Below are 13,744 nucleotides of genomic sequence, written 5' to 3'. Positions count from 1 at the left end.
CGGTTCAGCCTCTCAGATGACGGGTCATGCGCCGCCCCAGGGTGCTGGCGACGACCGCGACGCAGGACGTCAGCAGCCAGTAGCTCAACACCAGCAGGGCGTAGGGCAGCACATAGGAAAAGGTGGTGGACACGATGCGTCCGGCGGTCATGGTCAACTCCGGCACGGTGATGATCGACGTCACGGCGCTCTCCTTGATGGTCAGGATCACCTGATTGCCCAGCAACGGCAGAGCGAAGGCCATGGCCTGCGGGGCCTGCACATGCCAGAACACCCGGCTGCGCGAAATACCATGCACCCGCGCGGCTTCCAGTTGGCCGTTGGGCACGCTGGCCCAGGCGGAGCGGAACAGCTCCGCAAAGTAGGCGCCGCTGTACAGCGCCAGGGCGAAGATGCTGGCCTCCACCGCTTCAAGGCGCAGACCCAGTACCGGCAGACCGAAGTAGATCAACGCCAGTTGCGCCAGGAACGGCGTGCCGCGGATCAACCATACGTATAACCGATAGACCACCCTCAAACCCGGTATCGCCAGACGCAGGGCGTTGAGGCCGAAGCCCAGCCCCAGGCCGATCAGCGCGGCTGCCAGGCTGATGCCCAGGGTGACCAGCAGGGCGTTGGCGAAGTCCGGTAGATAATTCAATAGCTCTTGCATCAACTGCGCTCCTGCCAACGGCGTTCCAGCAGGCTGCCCAGCACGCTGAGGAGGCTGGTCAGCGCCAGATAGAACAGCCCGGCCACCAGATACACCTCGAGCGGACGGTAGGTCTGCGCCACCAATTGCTGGCTGACGCGCATCAGATCGGTGATGGAGATGACCGAGACCACCGCCGAAACCTTGATCACGTCGATCAACTCGGAAATCAGCGCCGGTGAGGTCAGGCGCAGCACCTGAGGCAGCTGGATATGCAACAGCCGCTGATACCGACCGATGGCGAAAATCGCGGCCGCTTCCAGTTGGCCCTTGGGAACGGCGGCAAAGCCGCTGGCCAGAATCTGCGACTGGTACGCGGCGCTGTTGAGCGCCAGCGCCACCGCCGCGGCGATCATCGGCGGCACATCCAGGCCCAGCGCCGACGGCAGGTAGAACAACAGCAGCAGCTGCGCGAGCATCGGCGTACCGCGGAAAAAGCTCACGTAGATACGGGTCAAGGCCACACCGGTGCGGCTGCGGCCAGTGCCGATCAGGTAGATCATCACGCCGACGGCGAAACCCAGCAGCATGCCGATGGCACACAACCACAGGGTGGTCCAAGCGCCTTGGATCAAGGCCGGCCAGTACAGCGCCAGGCGGCTGCCGAAGTCATTCATCATCAGATGCTCGGTACCGGCATGGCGTCGCTCGGCAGTGCCGTAGTGAAGCCGAACCACTTGGTTTGCAGAGTCTTCAGTGTGCCGTCCTTGGCGGCGCGGGCGATGCCGTCACTGAACAGCTTGACCAGGCTGGCGCTGTCAGCGTCCTTGCGCCCGACCCAGCCGAAGTAGGTCACCGGCCCGACCATCTCCGGCAGGGTAGTGAACAGCCCCGGACGCGCCTTCATCAGCGGGCCGAGATTGGACAGCGACTGTGCCACGCCATCGAGACGACCGTTGGCCAGGTCGGCATAGGCTTCATCGAAGCTCACGTATTCCTTGATCTGCTTGAAGCCCGTCTGGCCCTGCGCCTTGAGCTTGGCGTCCAGTGCCTGCAACACCGCCAGCTGACCGGAACCCGCCTGCGAGCCAATCACCCGGCCGTTGAGGTCGGAGAGGGTGTTGAGATCGCTTTCATCGGCGCGCTTGAGCAAGGCTACGGTGGATTCGGCAATCGGCACGGTGAAGGCGAACTGCTCGAAGCGCGCTTTGTTGACCGTGACCGAGGTCACCACGAAGTCGAATTTCTTCGAATCCAGGCCCGGCAGAATGCCTTGGAAGGGCAGGTCCAACTGGCGGATCTTGACGTCGGGCAGATCGGCGTCGAGCACGTAGTGCATGAGGTCGGCGCCGAAGCCGACGATCTTGCCGTTCTCCACCGATTCGAAGGGCGCGAAGCGCGCCTCGGTGGCGACCACGATCTCGTGTTTCTGCTTGATGCGTTGCAGCAGGTCATCGGCGTGCGCCATGGACATGCTGCATAGCGTGACCAGCGATAACGACAGTGCCTTGAGCGTGAAACGGTTCATCGTCGACCCCCTTGAAATCGTCTGTATTTTTATTCAAGTTACTTGAATAAAAATACATAAGCATGAAATATGCCAGTCACGCAGGCGCTGTTGATCAAGGGGGCGGGGGGTAAAAAGCGGCGATTGACTGCACTGATTGTGCGCGGCGAGGGAGAAGTCGCCTTGATGTGGTGCGGATCTACGTGCGGCGCGCCACTGGCGGCGCCGCACGCCGGCAATCAAGTGGCGCTGGCCACCGACAGATGCTCGTGACAGGCCAGCCAGCGCCCGGCGTTGTAATTGAAGACGATGGTTTCGCGCTCTTCGCACTGCACCTCTTCGCCCGCGATGCGCAAGCGCGTCGACACGTCGTGGATAAACACTGCCACATCGCCCTGCAGGCTGACATGGCCGTTGCCTGACCGGCACTCCAGCACGGCAAAGCCTTCGGCCTGCCATTGCGCCCACACCGCTTCATATTCGGCGCGGGTGTACAGCGGGCGGGGCAGGGTATGGAAGACGAAGGTGGCGTCCAGGCTGAAACAGGCGAAGTAGCGCGCGCTGTCGTTGCTGGCGAAAGCCTGCACCAGATCGGCGGCGGCCTGGAAAACCTGTTCCTGGGTGTGAGGGGATTGCTGCACTGTGGGCCTCGGCATCTGTTGTGATTATCGTCGCGGATTCTGGCAGGTGCGGCAGGCGGGGCAAATCCGCAGGGACAAATAATCAGTTGAGAGATTCATCAACCAAGCGGGCGATTGACACGCCCTGCGCGCTGGCATTGAATGCCTCGCACCCTAGCCGTGGTCCTTGCCCGTGAGCCAAACACCGTGTTGAGAAACGTCGCCGATATGGACCTGCGCCTGCTGCGGATCTTTACCGTGGTGGTCAAGTGCGGCGGCTTCAGCGCCGCCCAGGCCGAGCTCAACATGAGCCAGTCCAACATCAGCATGCACATCAGCGGGCTGGAAAAACGCCTGGGCTATCGCCTGTGCGAGCGCGGCAAGGGCGGCTTTCGGGTGACCGAGAAGGGCCAGCGCATTCTGGATGCCGCCGCGGTGCTGTTCGGCGCCGTCGATGCCTTTCGCGACGAGGCCCAGGGGCTGTCGGGGCGCTTGGTCGGCGACCTGTATCTGGGCGTGGCCGACAACATCGCGACCCTCCCCACCGCGCGCATCGATGCCGCCATCGCGCGTTTCTACCAGCGCGAGCACGACACCCATCTGCACATCCACGTGAATTCGCCCACCGAGCTTGAGCGCGCGGTGATCGACGGGCAGTTGGACATGGCGGTGTCGTATTTCAGCCGCGAGCTGCCGACCCTCGACTATCAGGCGCTGTACAGCGAAGAGATCGGCGTGTTTTGCGGGCGCCTGCATCCGCTATTCGTGGTGCCGCAACCGGATACCGTGCAACTGCAGGAAGCGGACTGGATCCGCCATGGTTTTCTGCCGGCCAGTCAGGTGCTGCCGATTGCGCCGCGGCGCGCCTCGGCGACCGCTCACCATATGGAAGCGGTGGTCCATGGCGTGTTGGCGGGCACCCATCTGGGCTATCTCCCCGCCCATTACGCCCAGCCCTGGATCGCCAGTGGGCAGATGCGCGAGCTGAGCGACTCGCTACTGCGCTATGAAGTGCAGCACAGCCTGATCACCCACATCGGGCACCCACAGAGCGAAGCCGTGCGCGCCTTTATCCACGACCTGTTGGCCGTGCACCGCGTCTAGCCCAGGCAGCGGGTCACGTGCTTGACCGATTGATACGCCGACAACCCCCACGGCCCCAGCTCGCGACCGATGCCGCTGGCCTTGCTGCCGCCCCAGGAGGTTTCAACGAACACCGCCTGCATGGAGTTGATCCACACGTGGCCGACGTCCAGCGCCGCGGCGACCCGTTGCGCCCGCGGCAAATCGTTGCTGATCACCGTGGCGACCAGCCCGAAGCGGCTGTCGTTGGCGATGTCGATGGCCTGTTGCTCGGTGCTGAAGCGCTGACTGCAGAGCACCGGACCGAAGATCTCTTCGTTCCACAGGCGGCTGCTAGCGGGCACGTCGGCGTAGAGCGCTGGGCGCACGAACCAGCCGGGCTGCTCCAGCGTGGCGCCGCCAGCCAGACACTGCAAGCCCTCAGCCCGGGCGACGGCGAAGTAGTCGTTGACCTTCGCCCATTGCGCCTGGCTGATCAGCGGGCCCATCTCGGTTCCCAACTGCAGCGCCTCGAAGGCCGTGGCCAAACGTTGCAGCAGGGCATCGGCGATGCGTTCGTGTACCACCAGACGCGAAGTGGCCGAGCACATCTGGCCGGCGTTCCAGCAGATCCCGCCGACTATCCATTGCACTGCCTGATCGAGGTCGCAGTCATCGAATACCAGGATGGCTGACTTGCCGCCCAGCTCAAGGGTCAGGGGCCGGCAATGCTCGGCGGCGGCGTGCATCACCTGGCTGCCCACCGCATTGCTGCCGGTGAACGACACCTTGTCGAGCCCGGGATGGCTGCTCAGGGCTGAGCCTACCTGGCGCGCGCCAATCACGATATTCAACACGCCGGCGGGCAAGCCGATGGCGCTGCTGATCTGTCCGTAGGCCTGCTCGATCAGCGGGGTGACTTCGGAGGGCTTGAGCACCAGGGTGCAGCCGGCCGCCAAGGCCGGGGCGATCTTCCAGGCGCTGGTCACCAGCGGGAAGTTCCAGGGCACGATCAAGCCCACCACACCGACCGGCTCCAGCCGCGTCTGCGCGACAAAGCCCGGGACGGCCAGGGCGACGGCGCTGTCCTGACGGGCATCGAGCTGCTCGGCCAGGGCGGCGTAGTAGTTGAACGTGGCGACGGCGTCGTCGATATCGACACCGGCTTCATGCTCAGGTTTGCCGTTGTTGCGTTTTTGCAATGCCAGCAGCTCGGGGCGCCGTTGCTCGATCTGCTCGGCGATGCTGCGCAGGTAGCCGCCTCGCGCGGCGCCGCTCAAGGCACGCCAGGCGGGCAGGGCAGCGCGTGCGGCGGCGACGGCTTGATCCACTTGCGCCAGGCTCGCGCCCTGGAGTTCGGCGAAGGCCTCGGTGGTGCAGGGGTCATGGACCACGATGGCTTCGTCGCCGTGGCCGGCGAGCCATTGACCGTCGATGTAATGGGGCGTGCTCATGGGCTGACTCCCGTCAATTGGCCCTGCACGGCGTTGCGCAGGATCTGGCTGTATTGGCCAGCCGTGAGGGGGCGGGCGTTGGTGTCGGAGGAAGAGAGGTCGGCCAGCGCCTGCGCACCTACCCAGTCGGCTTCAGCGGCGTCGATGCCTATTTCCTGCAGGGTGTGGGGAATGCCCAGGTCGCGTCGCAGTTGCAGTATCCATTCGAGAAAACCGCCGAAGTCGGGCTGGCCGAGTTGCAGGTAGCGCGCCAGGCGCGCGATATCGCCGGCGATGGTCGGCTGGTTGGCGACCAGTACGTAGGGCAGCAGGATCGCGTTTAGCAGCCCATGGTGTTGGTGATAGCGGGCCCCCAGCGGATGAGCGAGCGCGTGTACGCCGCCCAGGCCTTTCTGGAACGCCACGGCGGCCATCGCCGAGGCCACCAGCATGCCTTCGCGGGCAGCCAGGTCGTGGCCGTCGCGCCAGGCCGCGAGCAGATGCTGCTGGATCAGGCGCACGCCTTCCACCGCCACCCCGGATGACATCGGGTGATAGAGCGGCGAGCAGAAGGCCTCGATATGGTGGGTCAGGGCGTCCAGGCCGGTGGCGGCGGTCAAGGCGGGCGGCAAATCGCGGGTCAACACCGGATCGAGAATGACGCAGGCCGGCAGCAGTTGCGGATGGCTGATCACTTGCTTGATCTGCCGCTGGCGATGGGTCAGCACCGCTTCGCGACCGAGCTCCGAACCGGTGCCGGCGGTGGTCGGCACGGCAATCAGGCGCGGCAGCGCCAAGGGCGGGAAGTCCGCCAGGGTGGCATAGCGCGCGAGCACTTGGGACCACTCGTAACCTTGCAACCCCTGTGCATCGGTCGCCGCCAGGGCAATACCTTTGGCGGCGTCCATGGCGCTGCCGCCGCCGATGGCGATCAGCGAATCATGGGCGCCGGCCTTGAATGCCAGCACCCCGGCGGCAACGTCCTCCAGACTGGGATTGCTGGCAATGGCGCTGAACACGGCGAAGGGCAGGCCGGCGTCGGTCAGATGCGCTACCAACTGCGCCAGCGGTGGCAGTTCGAGCATGCCTGGGTCGGTGACCACCAACGGCTTGCGCATCCCCAGCAGCGCGCATCGAGCGGCCAGACGGTCCAGCGCGCCCGCGCCGCAGAAGATCTCGGTGGGGTAATTCCAATAATGTATCGACGACATCGTTGACTCCGATGCAGCGGCGCAGCCTATGCGCCGATGCGTGAATGATCATCACAGGCCGGGCGCGGCCTGCAGGGTACGTTGCCAGGGCCTGGCCCAGGCCATGTAGGCCAGCCCGAGCACGGCCAGGCTGGAGAACACCAGGATCACCGCCCAGACCTGAAACCAGGGCGCATCGGGCGGAGCCAGGGAGGCACGGGGCCAGGCGATGTTGATGGTTTCGAGCAACAGCCAGACGAACGCCACGCTATTGACCAGCAGGCCCCAGCGCCCAAGGCTGAACACGCCGGGCTCGGGTGGCGCGGGGTTTTTGAGCCGTGCCACCAGGGCGCAACCGACCACGATCAGGAACACCCCGTAAAAGCCGCCGCTGCCAAAGGCGATCAGGGTCCCGACCGCCGTCGCGTTCAAGCCCAGCAGCAATCCGAGGCCGGCCAGCAGGGTGCTGATGACCACCGCCGCCACTGGCACCTTGCGCTTGTCGACCCGCCGCAACAGCGCCGAGGCCGGCAGGATCGCATCACGGGCCATGCCGAATACGGCGCGGCCTATATAGGTCTGCACCGACACCACACAGGCCATGAAGGCCACCAGCACCACGGCGATAAAAGGCTGTTGCGCCCACGGGCCGAAGGCCTCGACCACTGCCGGGGTCACCGGATCGATGACTTGCCCCGAGACTACGCCGGCGATATCGCCATAGGACATGGTCACCGCGAAGGCCGTGAGCATCACCGTCAGCCCCACCAGCATCATCGAGCGCAGAATCGCCCGGGGCGTAGAGGTGCGCGCATCGGCGGTTTCTTCCGACACCTGCGAGCAGGCATCGAAACCCAGGAAGGCCCAGCCGCCTACCGCCATCGCGGTGAGAAAACCTGGCAACCATGCAGCGGGTTCGGTGCCGGTCCTGGTCAAGCCCTCGAGCAGCATCGACCATGGATGGTGACGGAAGAACAGCAGCAACAGCACGCCGATACCGATCGAGGCGATGGCCTCGGCTATGATGCCGGCGTTGACGAAATGCTTGAGCGCATTGATGCCCAGCAGATTGACCACCAGGCCCATCATCAGCAACACCGCGCCGCACACCACCTGGGCATTGGCCCCCGGGGCTTGGCCTGTGATCAACAACCACAGCCAGAAGCCGCCCAGATAGGCCACGGTGCTCAACGAGGCCAATGCCGAGGCCAGGTACATGAAGCCGGTGAACCACGCCAGGCGCTCGCCGGCCAGGCGCTTGACCCACTGGTAGCAGCCGCCGGCCAGCGGATAGCGCGACGCCAGTTCGGCGTAGACCAGCGCCACCAGCAGTTGCAGGGCCAGGCACAACGGCACGATCCAGACCCACGCGGGCCCCAGGTTCATGGCGCCCAGCGACATCACGGCATAGATGCCGACCACGGGCGAGACGGTGGCGAAGCCGACGGAAAACGATGACCACAGCGTCAGCCCGCGCTGCAGTTGCTGATCGTAACCCTGGCCTTTGAGCAAGGCTTCATCGGTACGGGTCGTGGGGGTTTGACGTTCGCTCATCGCGCACCTGCGACGAACGAAGAGGGCTCGACGCGCAAGCGCGGCCTATGGATGGGATGCATGGCAATTCCTGAAGTCGGCAGATTCATTGTTTTTAGGATCGTCCGCTCTGAGGCGCACTGACCGACGATGCACCGGCTGTGACAGCCGGCGGTAGAAAGCTTAAGCGCGCCAGGCATCAGTTTGAATTTATGATTTTGGATGCTGATATATGATTTGGCTGATGTAAGCGGGCTGTGCGCCACCGGAGGCGGGAGGAGGACGACGTGCCGCTGCGGTGCTCGGGGCGGATCGCAGAAGATCCATGGGCCGGAGCAATGAGGGAGTTAGGGCCGTGCGTTGAGATAGATAAAGGCCGCATGCTTTGCTTGTGCTGCCGATAAACCCTCTGCCTGGCCTCACATCGGAATATTCTTGTGGGGTGATGGCACTAAGATATCATCCGGGCTGTCCCACCTTGATTCATACCTGTCAGCCCGGTGCCCCATGCAAGTCAGCGTTCCCGATCACTCCATTGCAGAAGACCCGTACACCCTGGTGCAGGTCGAGCAAGCCATCGCGTCGGGTGCTCGTACGCTGCGTTTCAACAGTGAGCTGGAGCGTCGTTACGATGTCGACACTCAGCCACAGCGCCGGCGGTTTCTCACTACCGTCGGAATTAGCGGCGGGGTGGTCTACAACCTGTTCCTGATCAGCGACTGGCTGACCCTGCACGATATGTTCACCTACGTGGCACTGGGGCGCCTGTGCCTGATCACGCCCATGTTCATCGTTTTGCTGCTGCTGGTGCAGCGTTTGACCTCGCGCTGGGCGCTGGAAACGGCCGCAGCAACGGGCACGGTAGTCGCCTCGCTGATGCCGCTGGTGGTGATGATCTACAGTGACAGCCCCTATCGCATGCACTATCAGCTGGGGATGCTGTTGATCATGGTCTATTGCACCATGATCCAGCAGATGCCGTTGCGCTACGCCGCCGCGGCCATGCTGTGCATGGTAGTCATTCAACTGGTGACGACTTACCTGGCGCACTTCGCCGACTTCATCATCTGGCAGTCCAACGCGCTGCTGTTCGTCTCCACGGCTGCGTTGTTGTTGATGGCCGCCTACTTCATGGAGCGCGGCAAACGCCTGAGCTATCTGTTCTCGCTGCGGGGGGGGCTGCTGCAGGCGCAATTGATGCGACTGGCGCGCACCGACTCACTGACCCAGCTGTTCAACCGCCGCTACCAGGGTGAGGTGATGGCCAGGGTCTGGGAAAAGGCTCACGCGGCGCCGACGGCTGTGGCGATCATTCTGCTGGATATCGACCACTTCAAAAGTTACAACGACAACTACGGCCATCTGCAAGGCGACGCTTGCCTCAGGCGCCTGAGCGAAGCGGTTCGGCAGACCGCCGAGGCCGCCGGGGCGCTGGCGTTCCGTTTTGGTGGCGAGGAGATTCTGCTGCTCTTGCTGAACGCGGACGCCAGCCGTGCGCGGGTGCTGGCTGAAGCTCAACAGGCGGCGGTGGCGGCGTTGCAGATGGAACACCCGGTGCTGGGCGACGGGGCGCGAGTGACCATCAGCCTTGGCATTGCCATCGGCACTGCGCCGGATGTCAGCGCCGATGCCTTGATCGGCAGCGCCGACAGCGCCCTGTACGCCGCCAAGCATGCCGGGCGTGATTGCCTGTGCTTCGCCCGCCCTGGTGCGGTCGGCAGCTGAATCGGGTATTCGCTGCAAGGGGTCGAGCGGCTGGATGCTATCGAGCGGGCTGCCTGACGGGGGCCGCTCGGTGCTTGCTGTTGATGTCCGGCAATAGACGTTGCAGGTGTTTGATCTCGATTTCAGCCTCGGCCAGTTCTTTCACCGCCGCTCGTTGCCAGATCTGCTCCAGCGGTTGCAGATCGGCTTGCTCCTTGACCTTCAGGCACCATTGGAAATGGTCGTGCCAGGAGCCCAGGGCCGACTGCACGGCCTTGAGGGACTTGGCGGCCTTTTTCGACAATGGCGATAGCTGCGGGAACGCTTCGGTCAGGTAGCGCGTGCGCTTGACCAGTTTGCGCAGTTCGTGGCGGTCGAACTGTGGATCATTCAAGGCGGCGTGCAGTTTGTCGATCTGCTTGGTCAGGGCGCGGCCGATCATGCGTTTGAGCTTGGCGCAGTGGCGGCCAGCGTCCTCGGCACGGAACAGCGACGGCCAGTTGTCCAGCGCCACGAACAGACGCTGGAGCGCCGCATCGGCGAGTATCGCCTGGTAATCGGCCTGCAAACGATCCCTTCGCGCGGCGGCCTCTGCGGGCATTCCCCGGGCCTGCAGCTCAATGGCCATGACTTCGAGATCCCGCGCGGGGGTGGTCAGGCGGCCGACTTGCGCAGCGGCTTCGCGCAGGGCGCTGGTGGCGGCGATCGAACGCAGCGGGCTGAGCAGGCTGCGAATACGGCGGATATGGATCCGCAGATCGTGAAGCGCTTCATCGTCGGCAGTGGCCTCGAGCCGCGCCCGGGCATGAAACAACGCCACTTCCAGCTCGAGGATTTCCTTGACGTACTGGTTCACGAAAGCCATTCGATCCACCTGTTCATGCTGATCTGGCGGCTGAGGCTAGCAGAGAATGGTGACAGATTAGAAGTGGGTGGGCAGGGCGGTTGCCAGCATCAGTGGCAAGCGCCGCATTTTCCCGGCGGGGCGGCGATCACACCCGTTGGGCGGGACTGCGCCTATGGATGCGCAACGGGCGGCCCGTCCACCCAGACGAAATGCTCATTCGTCAGCGTCGCCTCGCCGCTCCAGCGATAAGCGCAGAGCTTGCCGTCCGGCGTGCCCTTGCCGATTGAATAGTCCAGCACGGCTATGTGCGGCGAATGGATCCGCGGCGTGCCGCTTGCCCAATAGTGGCCGATGAATACGGGGCGCAGTTCGTCGTAGCTGTACAGCAGCGTTTGCGGCAGCGGCAGTTGCGGCAGCCGCGTGCGCAGTGGCTCGTCGACGATCGCCGCGGCCGCGTAGGTGGCCGCGGACCTGTCCCACCAGCGCGTGCGTGTGGTGTCTCTTTGCACGCCGTCCTTGTCGGTATAGAAGACGCCGTCGGGCAGCTTGACTTCGGTTCCTTTGAGGACGGTCTCGATGGCTTCGTGGGCCAGTGATCGGCTGTCGTGCAAGCACGGCCAGGCGCTGTCCTTGATCGAGTGGTCGGCGTTCAGGTACGGCGCCAGCGCATCCAGATAGCCTTGATGCCAACAGGCGTGCACGGCGCGAATCTGGCCGGTGTCCAGGTAGACAGGCAGGGTCTTGAACCAGGCGATCAGCTCTTTGTGCTGCGCCGATTCGAGCGCCACCTCATGGATGAAGGCCTGGTGCTGGTGGCGGTTCTTGGCGCTGCGGGGCCGCAGATAGTCTCCGGGCCGCTCGGCGTCCAGGGTGGCGAAGCCCACGGCGTTGTACTCATGGTTGCCCATGATGGCCTGCGCCGAGCCGGCGTCGACCATGGAGCGGACGATATCCACGGTACGCAGTTGGTCCGGGCCGCGATCGACGTAATCGCCGAGGAACACCGCCTGGCGCTCGGGGTGGCGCCAGGCCGAGCCACGTTTGCGGTAGCCGAGTTTGTGCAGCAGTGCTTCGAGGCGCTCGGCGTAGCCATGGATGTCACCGATCAGATCCAGCATGAAATGCTCCTTTTTCATCATGCCGGACAGTCTAAAGGCTTGAGTCGCAAAAGGGGCGGGGCGCGGGGCTAATCCTCCACGCCAAAATCCAGCACCACCTTCATCGCCCGGCTTTTGTCCGCCGCCAGCTCGAAGGCCTCGACCGCCTGCTGGAACGGCACGGTATGGGAGATGACCGGGCGCACATCGATGATCTTGCGGTTGAGCAGGTCCACGGCCTGGGCGAACTCCGGGTGAAAACGGAAGGTGCCGCGCAAGTCGATTTCGCGGCTGACCAGCAGGTTCAAGGGCACTGACACATCGCCGCCCAGGCCGACCGTCACCACCACGCCACGGGGCGCGACGCATTCCAGGCCGTTGCGCAGGGCCTGGGCGCTGCCGGACACTTCGAACATCACATCGAAATAGCCTTTGTCGGCGGTGTAGCGTTGCAGGGCATCGGCGTCCTCGGCCAGGTTATGGGTACGGTTGGCGCCCATCTTTTCAGCGCAGGCCAGTGGCCCGGCGGCGAGGTCGACGGCGACGATCTGCCCGGCACCGGCGGCGCGCAGGCTGCCGATCAACAAATTGCCGATGGGCCCGCAGCCAGTCACCAGCACGCGTTTGCCGAAAATCGCCCCGGCGCGCTGGATGGCATGCAGGCCCACAGACAGGGGCTCGGCCATGGCGCCTTCAGCCAGGCTGACATGATCGGCGAGCACATGCGCCTGATGGGTGTCGATCACCAGCGACTCCTGAAAGGCGCCCTGGATATGCGGGAAGGGCATGGCGCTGCCGTAGAAACGCATGTTCAGGCAGTGATTGGGCAAGCCTCGGTTGCAGAATCGGCAACCGCCACAGGGCCGTGATGGCGATACCGCAATGCGCTGGCCAGCCCGCAATGGCCCGGCTTCGCTGCCCACGGCATCGATCACCGCCGAGACTTCATGGCCCAGCACCATGGGCTCGCGCAGGCGCACGGTGCCGAAGCCGCCGTGCTGGTAGTAGTGCAGGTCCGAGCCGCAGATGCCGCCGCGAGCTATGCGCACGCGCAACTGATTGGGCGCGAGCGGGTGGGGCTGAGGTTGGGGTTCGACCCGCAGGTCTTTGCTAGCGTGGCAGACAATGGCGTGCATGGAACTCTCCGTTATTTTTGCCTTTGAGCGTCAAAGCGATGCGGTGATGCCGCCATCGACGTAGAGGATATGGCCGTTGACGAAGCTGGCCGCATCGCTGGCCAGAAACACTGCGGCGCCAGCCAGTTCAGCGACATCTCCCCAACGGCGGCTCGGGGTGCGTTTGACCAGCCAGTCGCTGAACTCGGGGTCGGCCACCAGTCTGGCGTTGAGTTCGGTCTTGAAATAACCCGGGCCGATGCCGTTGATGGTCAGGCCATGGGGACCCCAATCGATGGCCATGCCCTTGGTGAGCATTTTCAGCGCGCCTTTGCTGGCGGCATACGGGGCGATGCCCGGGCGCCCGAGTTCGCTCTGCACCGAGCAGATATTGATGATGCGCCCGCGCTGTCGCGGGATCATCACCCGCGCCACGGCCTGGCCCACCAGGAAGGCGCTGTCCAGGTTGGTGCTGAGCAACTCGCGCCAGTGCTGCTCGCTGTAATCCTCCAGCGGCCCGCGCCGCTGCATGCCGGCGTTGTTGACCAGAATTTCCAATGGCCCCAGGCGCGCTTCGATGTCGCTGACGGCGGCCTGAATCGCGCTGCTGTCGGTGACATCGAAGGCCTGGGTGTGCACCGTCAGGCCCTCTGCCGCCAATTGTGCGGCGGCGTCGCGCAAGGTGCTGTTGTTGCGCCCGTTGAGCACCACCTGGGCACCGGCCTGGGCCAGGCCACGGGCAATGCCCAGGCCGATACCGGCGCTGGAGCCGGTGATCAACGCCAGGCGGCCGTCGAGGCGGAAGGTATCAAGAACATTTGGCATTTAAAGGCCCTTATATAGGGAAGTTTCTGTCAGGCATGAGGTATGACGACTATTACTAAAGCGCAGACCGGCGGCCAGGTCCAATCTGCATGGGCGATAGGGGGCAGATTTGTCGATAGCGCGACCCTGCTGAAGCGGCCTTAATGTCGCAGGGATTCTGGAGAGGCGCTAAACCCCTTA

13 protein-coding genes are annotated in these 13,744 nt (G+C 64.2%); 2 read left to right on the top strand and 11 right to left on the bottom strand.

The features are described from left to right. Positions 1–4 precede the first annotated feature (4 nt). The 4 genes from AC3WJP_RS25720 to AC3WJP_RS25705 form a co-directional block, all read right to left on the bottom strand. Entirely contained in the window at positions 5–652 is a 648-nt protein-coding gene (locus AC3WJP_RS25720) for an amino acid ABC transporter permease (RefSeq protein WP_493723813.1), read from the bottom strand. Then, positions 652–1,311, bottom strand: a complete 660-nt coding sequence (locus AC3WJP_RS25715; RefSeq protein WP_493723814.1) for an amino acid ABC transporter permease — start codon at positions 1,309–1,311, stop codon at positions 652–654. Before AC3WJP_RS25715 ends, AC3WJP_RS25720 begins: the two co-directional genes overlap by 1 nt. Continuing rightward, on the bottom strand, positions 1,311–2,159 hold the full coding sequence (locus AC3WJP_RS25710; RefSeq protein ID WP_493723815.1) for a transporter substrate-binding domain-containing protein: 849 nt from the start codon (positions 2,157–2,159) through the stop codon (positions 1,311–1,313). The genes AC3WJP_RS25715 and AC3WJP_RS25710 overlap by 1 nt, the downstream gene beginning before the upstream one ends. 218 nt (positions 2,160–2,377) lie before the next feature. Further along, the gene (locus AC3WJP_RS25705; RefSeq protein ID WP_493723816.1) at positions 2,378–2,779 is read right to left on the bottom strand and encodes a YybH family protein; all 402 of its coding nucleotides are present in this window, start codon (positions 2,777–2,779) and stop codon (positions 2,378–2,380) included. A 186-nt stretch (positions 2,780–2,965) separates the two neighbouring features. Here AC3WJP_RS25705 and AC3WJP_RS25700 point away from each other — a divergent pair, with 186 nt between their 5' ends. Further along, entirely contained in the window at positions 2,966–3,862 is an 897-nt protein-coding gene (locus AC3WJP_RS25700; RefSeq protein ID WP_493723851.1) for a LysR family transcriptional regulator, read from the top strand. Here the strand turns inward: AC3WJP_RS25700 and AC3WJP_RS25695 are convergent. From AC3WJP_RS25695 to AC3WJP_RS25685, 3 genes are read right to left on the bottom strand one after another with little or no spacing between them, the layout of a single operon-like run. Beyond that, a complete protein-coding gene (locus AC3WJP_RS25695; protein WP_493723817.1) occupies positions 3,859–5,274 on the bottom strand; it encodes an aldehyde dehydrogenase family protein in 1,416 nt (471 codons plus the stop codon). The genes AC3WJP_RS25700 and AC3WJP_RS25695 overlap by 4 nt on opposite strands. After that, the gene (locus AC3WJP_RS25690; protein WP_493723818.1) at positions 5,271–6,464 is read right to left on the bottom strand and encodes an iron-containing alcohol dehydrogenase; all 1,194 of its coding nucleotides are present in this window, start codon (positions 6,462–6,464) and stop codon (positions 5,271–5,273) included. The genes AC3WJP_RS25695 and AC3WJP_RS25690 overlap by 4 nt, the downstream gene beginning before the upstream one ends. Positions 6,465–6,515: 51 nt before the next feature. Beyond that, a complete protein-coding gene (locus tag AC3WJP_RS25685; RefSeq protein ID WP_493723819.1) occupies positions 6,516–7,997 on the bottom strand; it encodes an APC family permease in 1,482 nt (493 codons plus the stop codon). A gap of 486 nt (positions 7,998–8,483) precedes the next feature. On the opposite strand from AC3WJP_RS25685, the gene AC3WJP_RS25680 reads away from it, so the two are divergent. Continuing rightward, positions 8,484–9,701, top strand: a complete 1,218-nt coding sequence (locus AC3WJP_RS25680; protein WP_493723820.1) for a GGDEF domain-containing protein — start codon at positions 8,484–8,486, stop codon at positions 9,699–9,701. Between the two features lie 37 nt (positions 9,702–9,738). Here the strand turns inward: AC3WJP_RS25680 and AC3WJP_RS25675 are convergent, their stop codons facing one another. From AC3WJP_RS25675 to AC3WJP_RS25660, 4 genes are all read right to left on the bottom strand, one after another. Continuing rightward, positions 9,739–10,545 (bottom strand): CHAD domain-containing protein, encoded by an 807-nt coding sequence (locus tag AC3WJP_RS25675; protein WP_493723821.1) that lies wholly within the window; start codon positions 10,543–10,545, stop codon positions 9,739–9,741. 152 nt (positions 10,546–10,697) lie between these two features. Continuing rightward, on the bottom strand, positions 10,698–11,645 hold the full coding sequence (locus AC3WJP_RS25670; RefSeq protein ID WP_493723822.1) for a metallophosphoesterase: 948 nt from the start codon (positions 11,643–11,645) through the stop codon (positions 10,698–10,700). A gap of 68 nt (positions 11,646–11,713) precedes the next feature. Next, the gene (locus tag AC3WJP_RS25665) at positions 11,714–12,760 is read right to left on the bottom strand and encodes an L-idonate 5-dehydrogenase (protein WP_493723823.1); all 1,047 of its coding nucleotides are present in this window, start codon (positions 12,758–12,760) and stop codon (positions 11,714–11,716) included. 30 nt (positions 12,761–12,790) lie between these two features. After that, positions 12,791–13,564 carry a glucose 1-dehydrogenase gene (locus AC3WJP_RS25660; protein WP_493723824.1) on the bottom strand — a complete coding sequence of 258 codons (774 nt, stop codon included), beginning with the start codon at positions 13,562–13,564 and terminating at the stop codon, positions 12,791–12,793. Positions 13,565–13,744 lie beyond the last annotated feature (180 nt).

The organism is Pseudomonas sp. GW821-FHT01A09 (assembly GCF_058986725.1).
The sequence above is the reverse complement of the archived record's forward strand: the minus strand, read 5'-3'. Positions and strand labels throughout refer to the sequence as shown.

Bases quoted from the DNA above. Each gene is read 5' to 3' on its own strand.
- AC3WJP_RS25720 (WP_493723813.1), bottom strand. From the start codon at position 652: ATGCAAGAGCTATTGAATTATCTACCGGACTTCGCCAACGCCCTGCTG.
- AC3WJP_RS25715 (WP_493723814.1), bottom strand. From the start codon at position 1,311: ATGATGAATGACTTCGGCAGCCGCCTGGCGCTGTACTGGCCGGCCTTG.
- AC3WJP_RS25710 (WP_493723815.1), bottom strand. From the start codon at position 2,159: ATGAACCGTTTCACGCTCAAGGCACTGTCGTTATCGCTGGTCACGCTA.
- AC3WJP_RS25695 (WP_493723817.1), bottom strand. From the start codon at position 5,274: ATGAGCACGCCCCATTACATCGACGGTCAATGGCTCGCCGGCCACGGC.
- AC3WJP_RS25690 (WP_493723818.1), bottom strand. From the start codon at position 6,464: ATGTCGTCGATACATTATTGGAATTACCCCACCGAGATCTTCTGCGGC.
- AC3WJP_RS25685 (WP_493723819.1), bottom strand. From the start codon at position 7,997: ATGAGCGAACGTCAAACCCCCACGACCCGTACCGATGAAGCCTTGCTC.
- AC3WJP_RS25680 (WP_493723820.1), top strand. From the start codon at position 8,484: ATGCAAGTCAGCGTTCCCGATCACTCCATTGCAGAAGACCCGTACACC.
- AC3WJP_RS25675 (WP_493723821.1), bottom strand. From the start codon at position 10,545: ATGGCTTTCGTGAACCAGTACGTCAAGGAAATCCTCGAGCTGGAAGTG.
- AC3WJP_RS25670 (WP_493723822.1), bottom strand. From the start codon at position 11,645: ATGCTGGATCTGATCGGTGACATCCATGGCTACGCCGAGCGCCTCGAA.
- AC3WJP_RS25665 (WP_493723823.1), bottom strand. From the start codon at position 12,760: ATGCACGCCATTGTCTGCCACGCTAGCAAAGACCTGCGGGTCGAACCC.
- AC3WJP_RS25660 (WP_493723824.1), bottom strand. From the start codon at position 13,564: ATGCCAAATGTTCTTGATACCTTCCGCCTCGACGGCCGCCTGGCGTTG.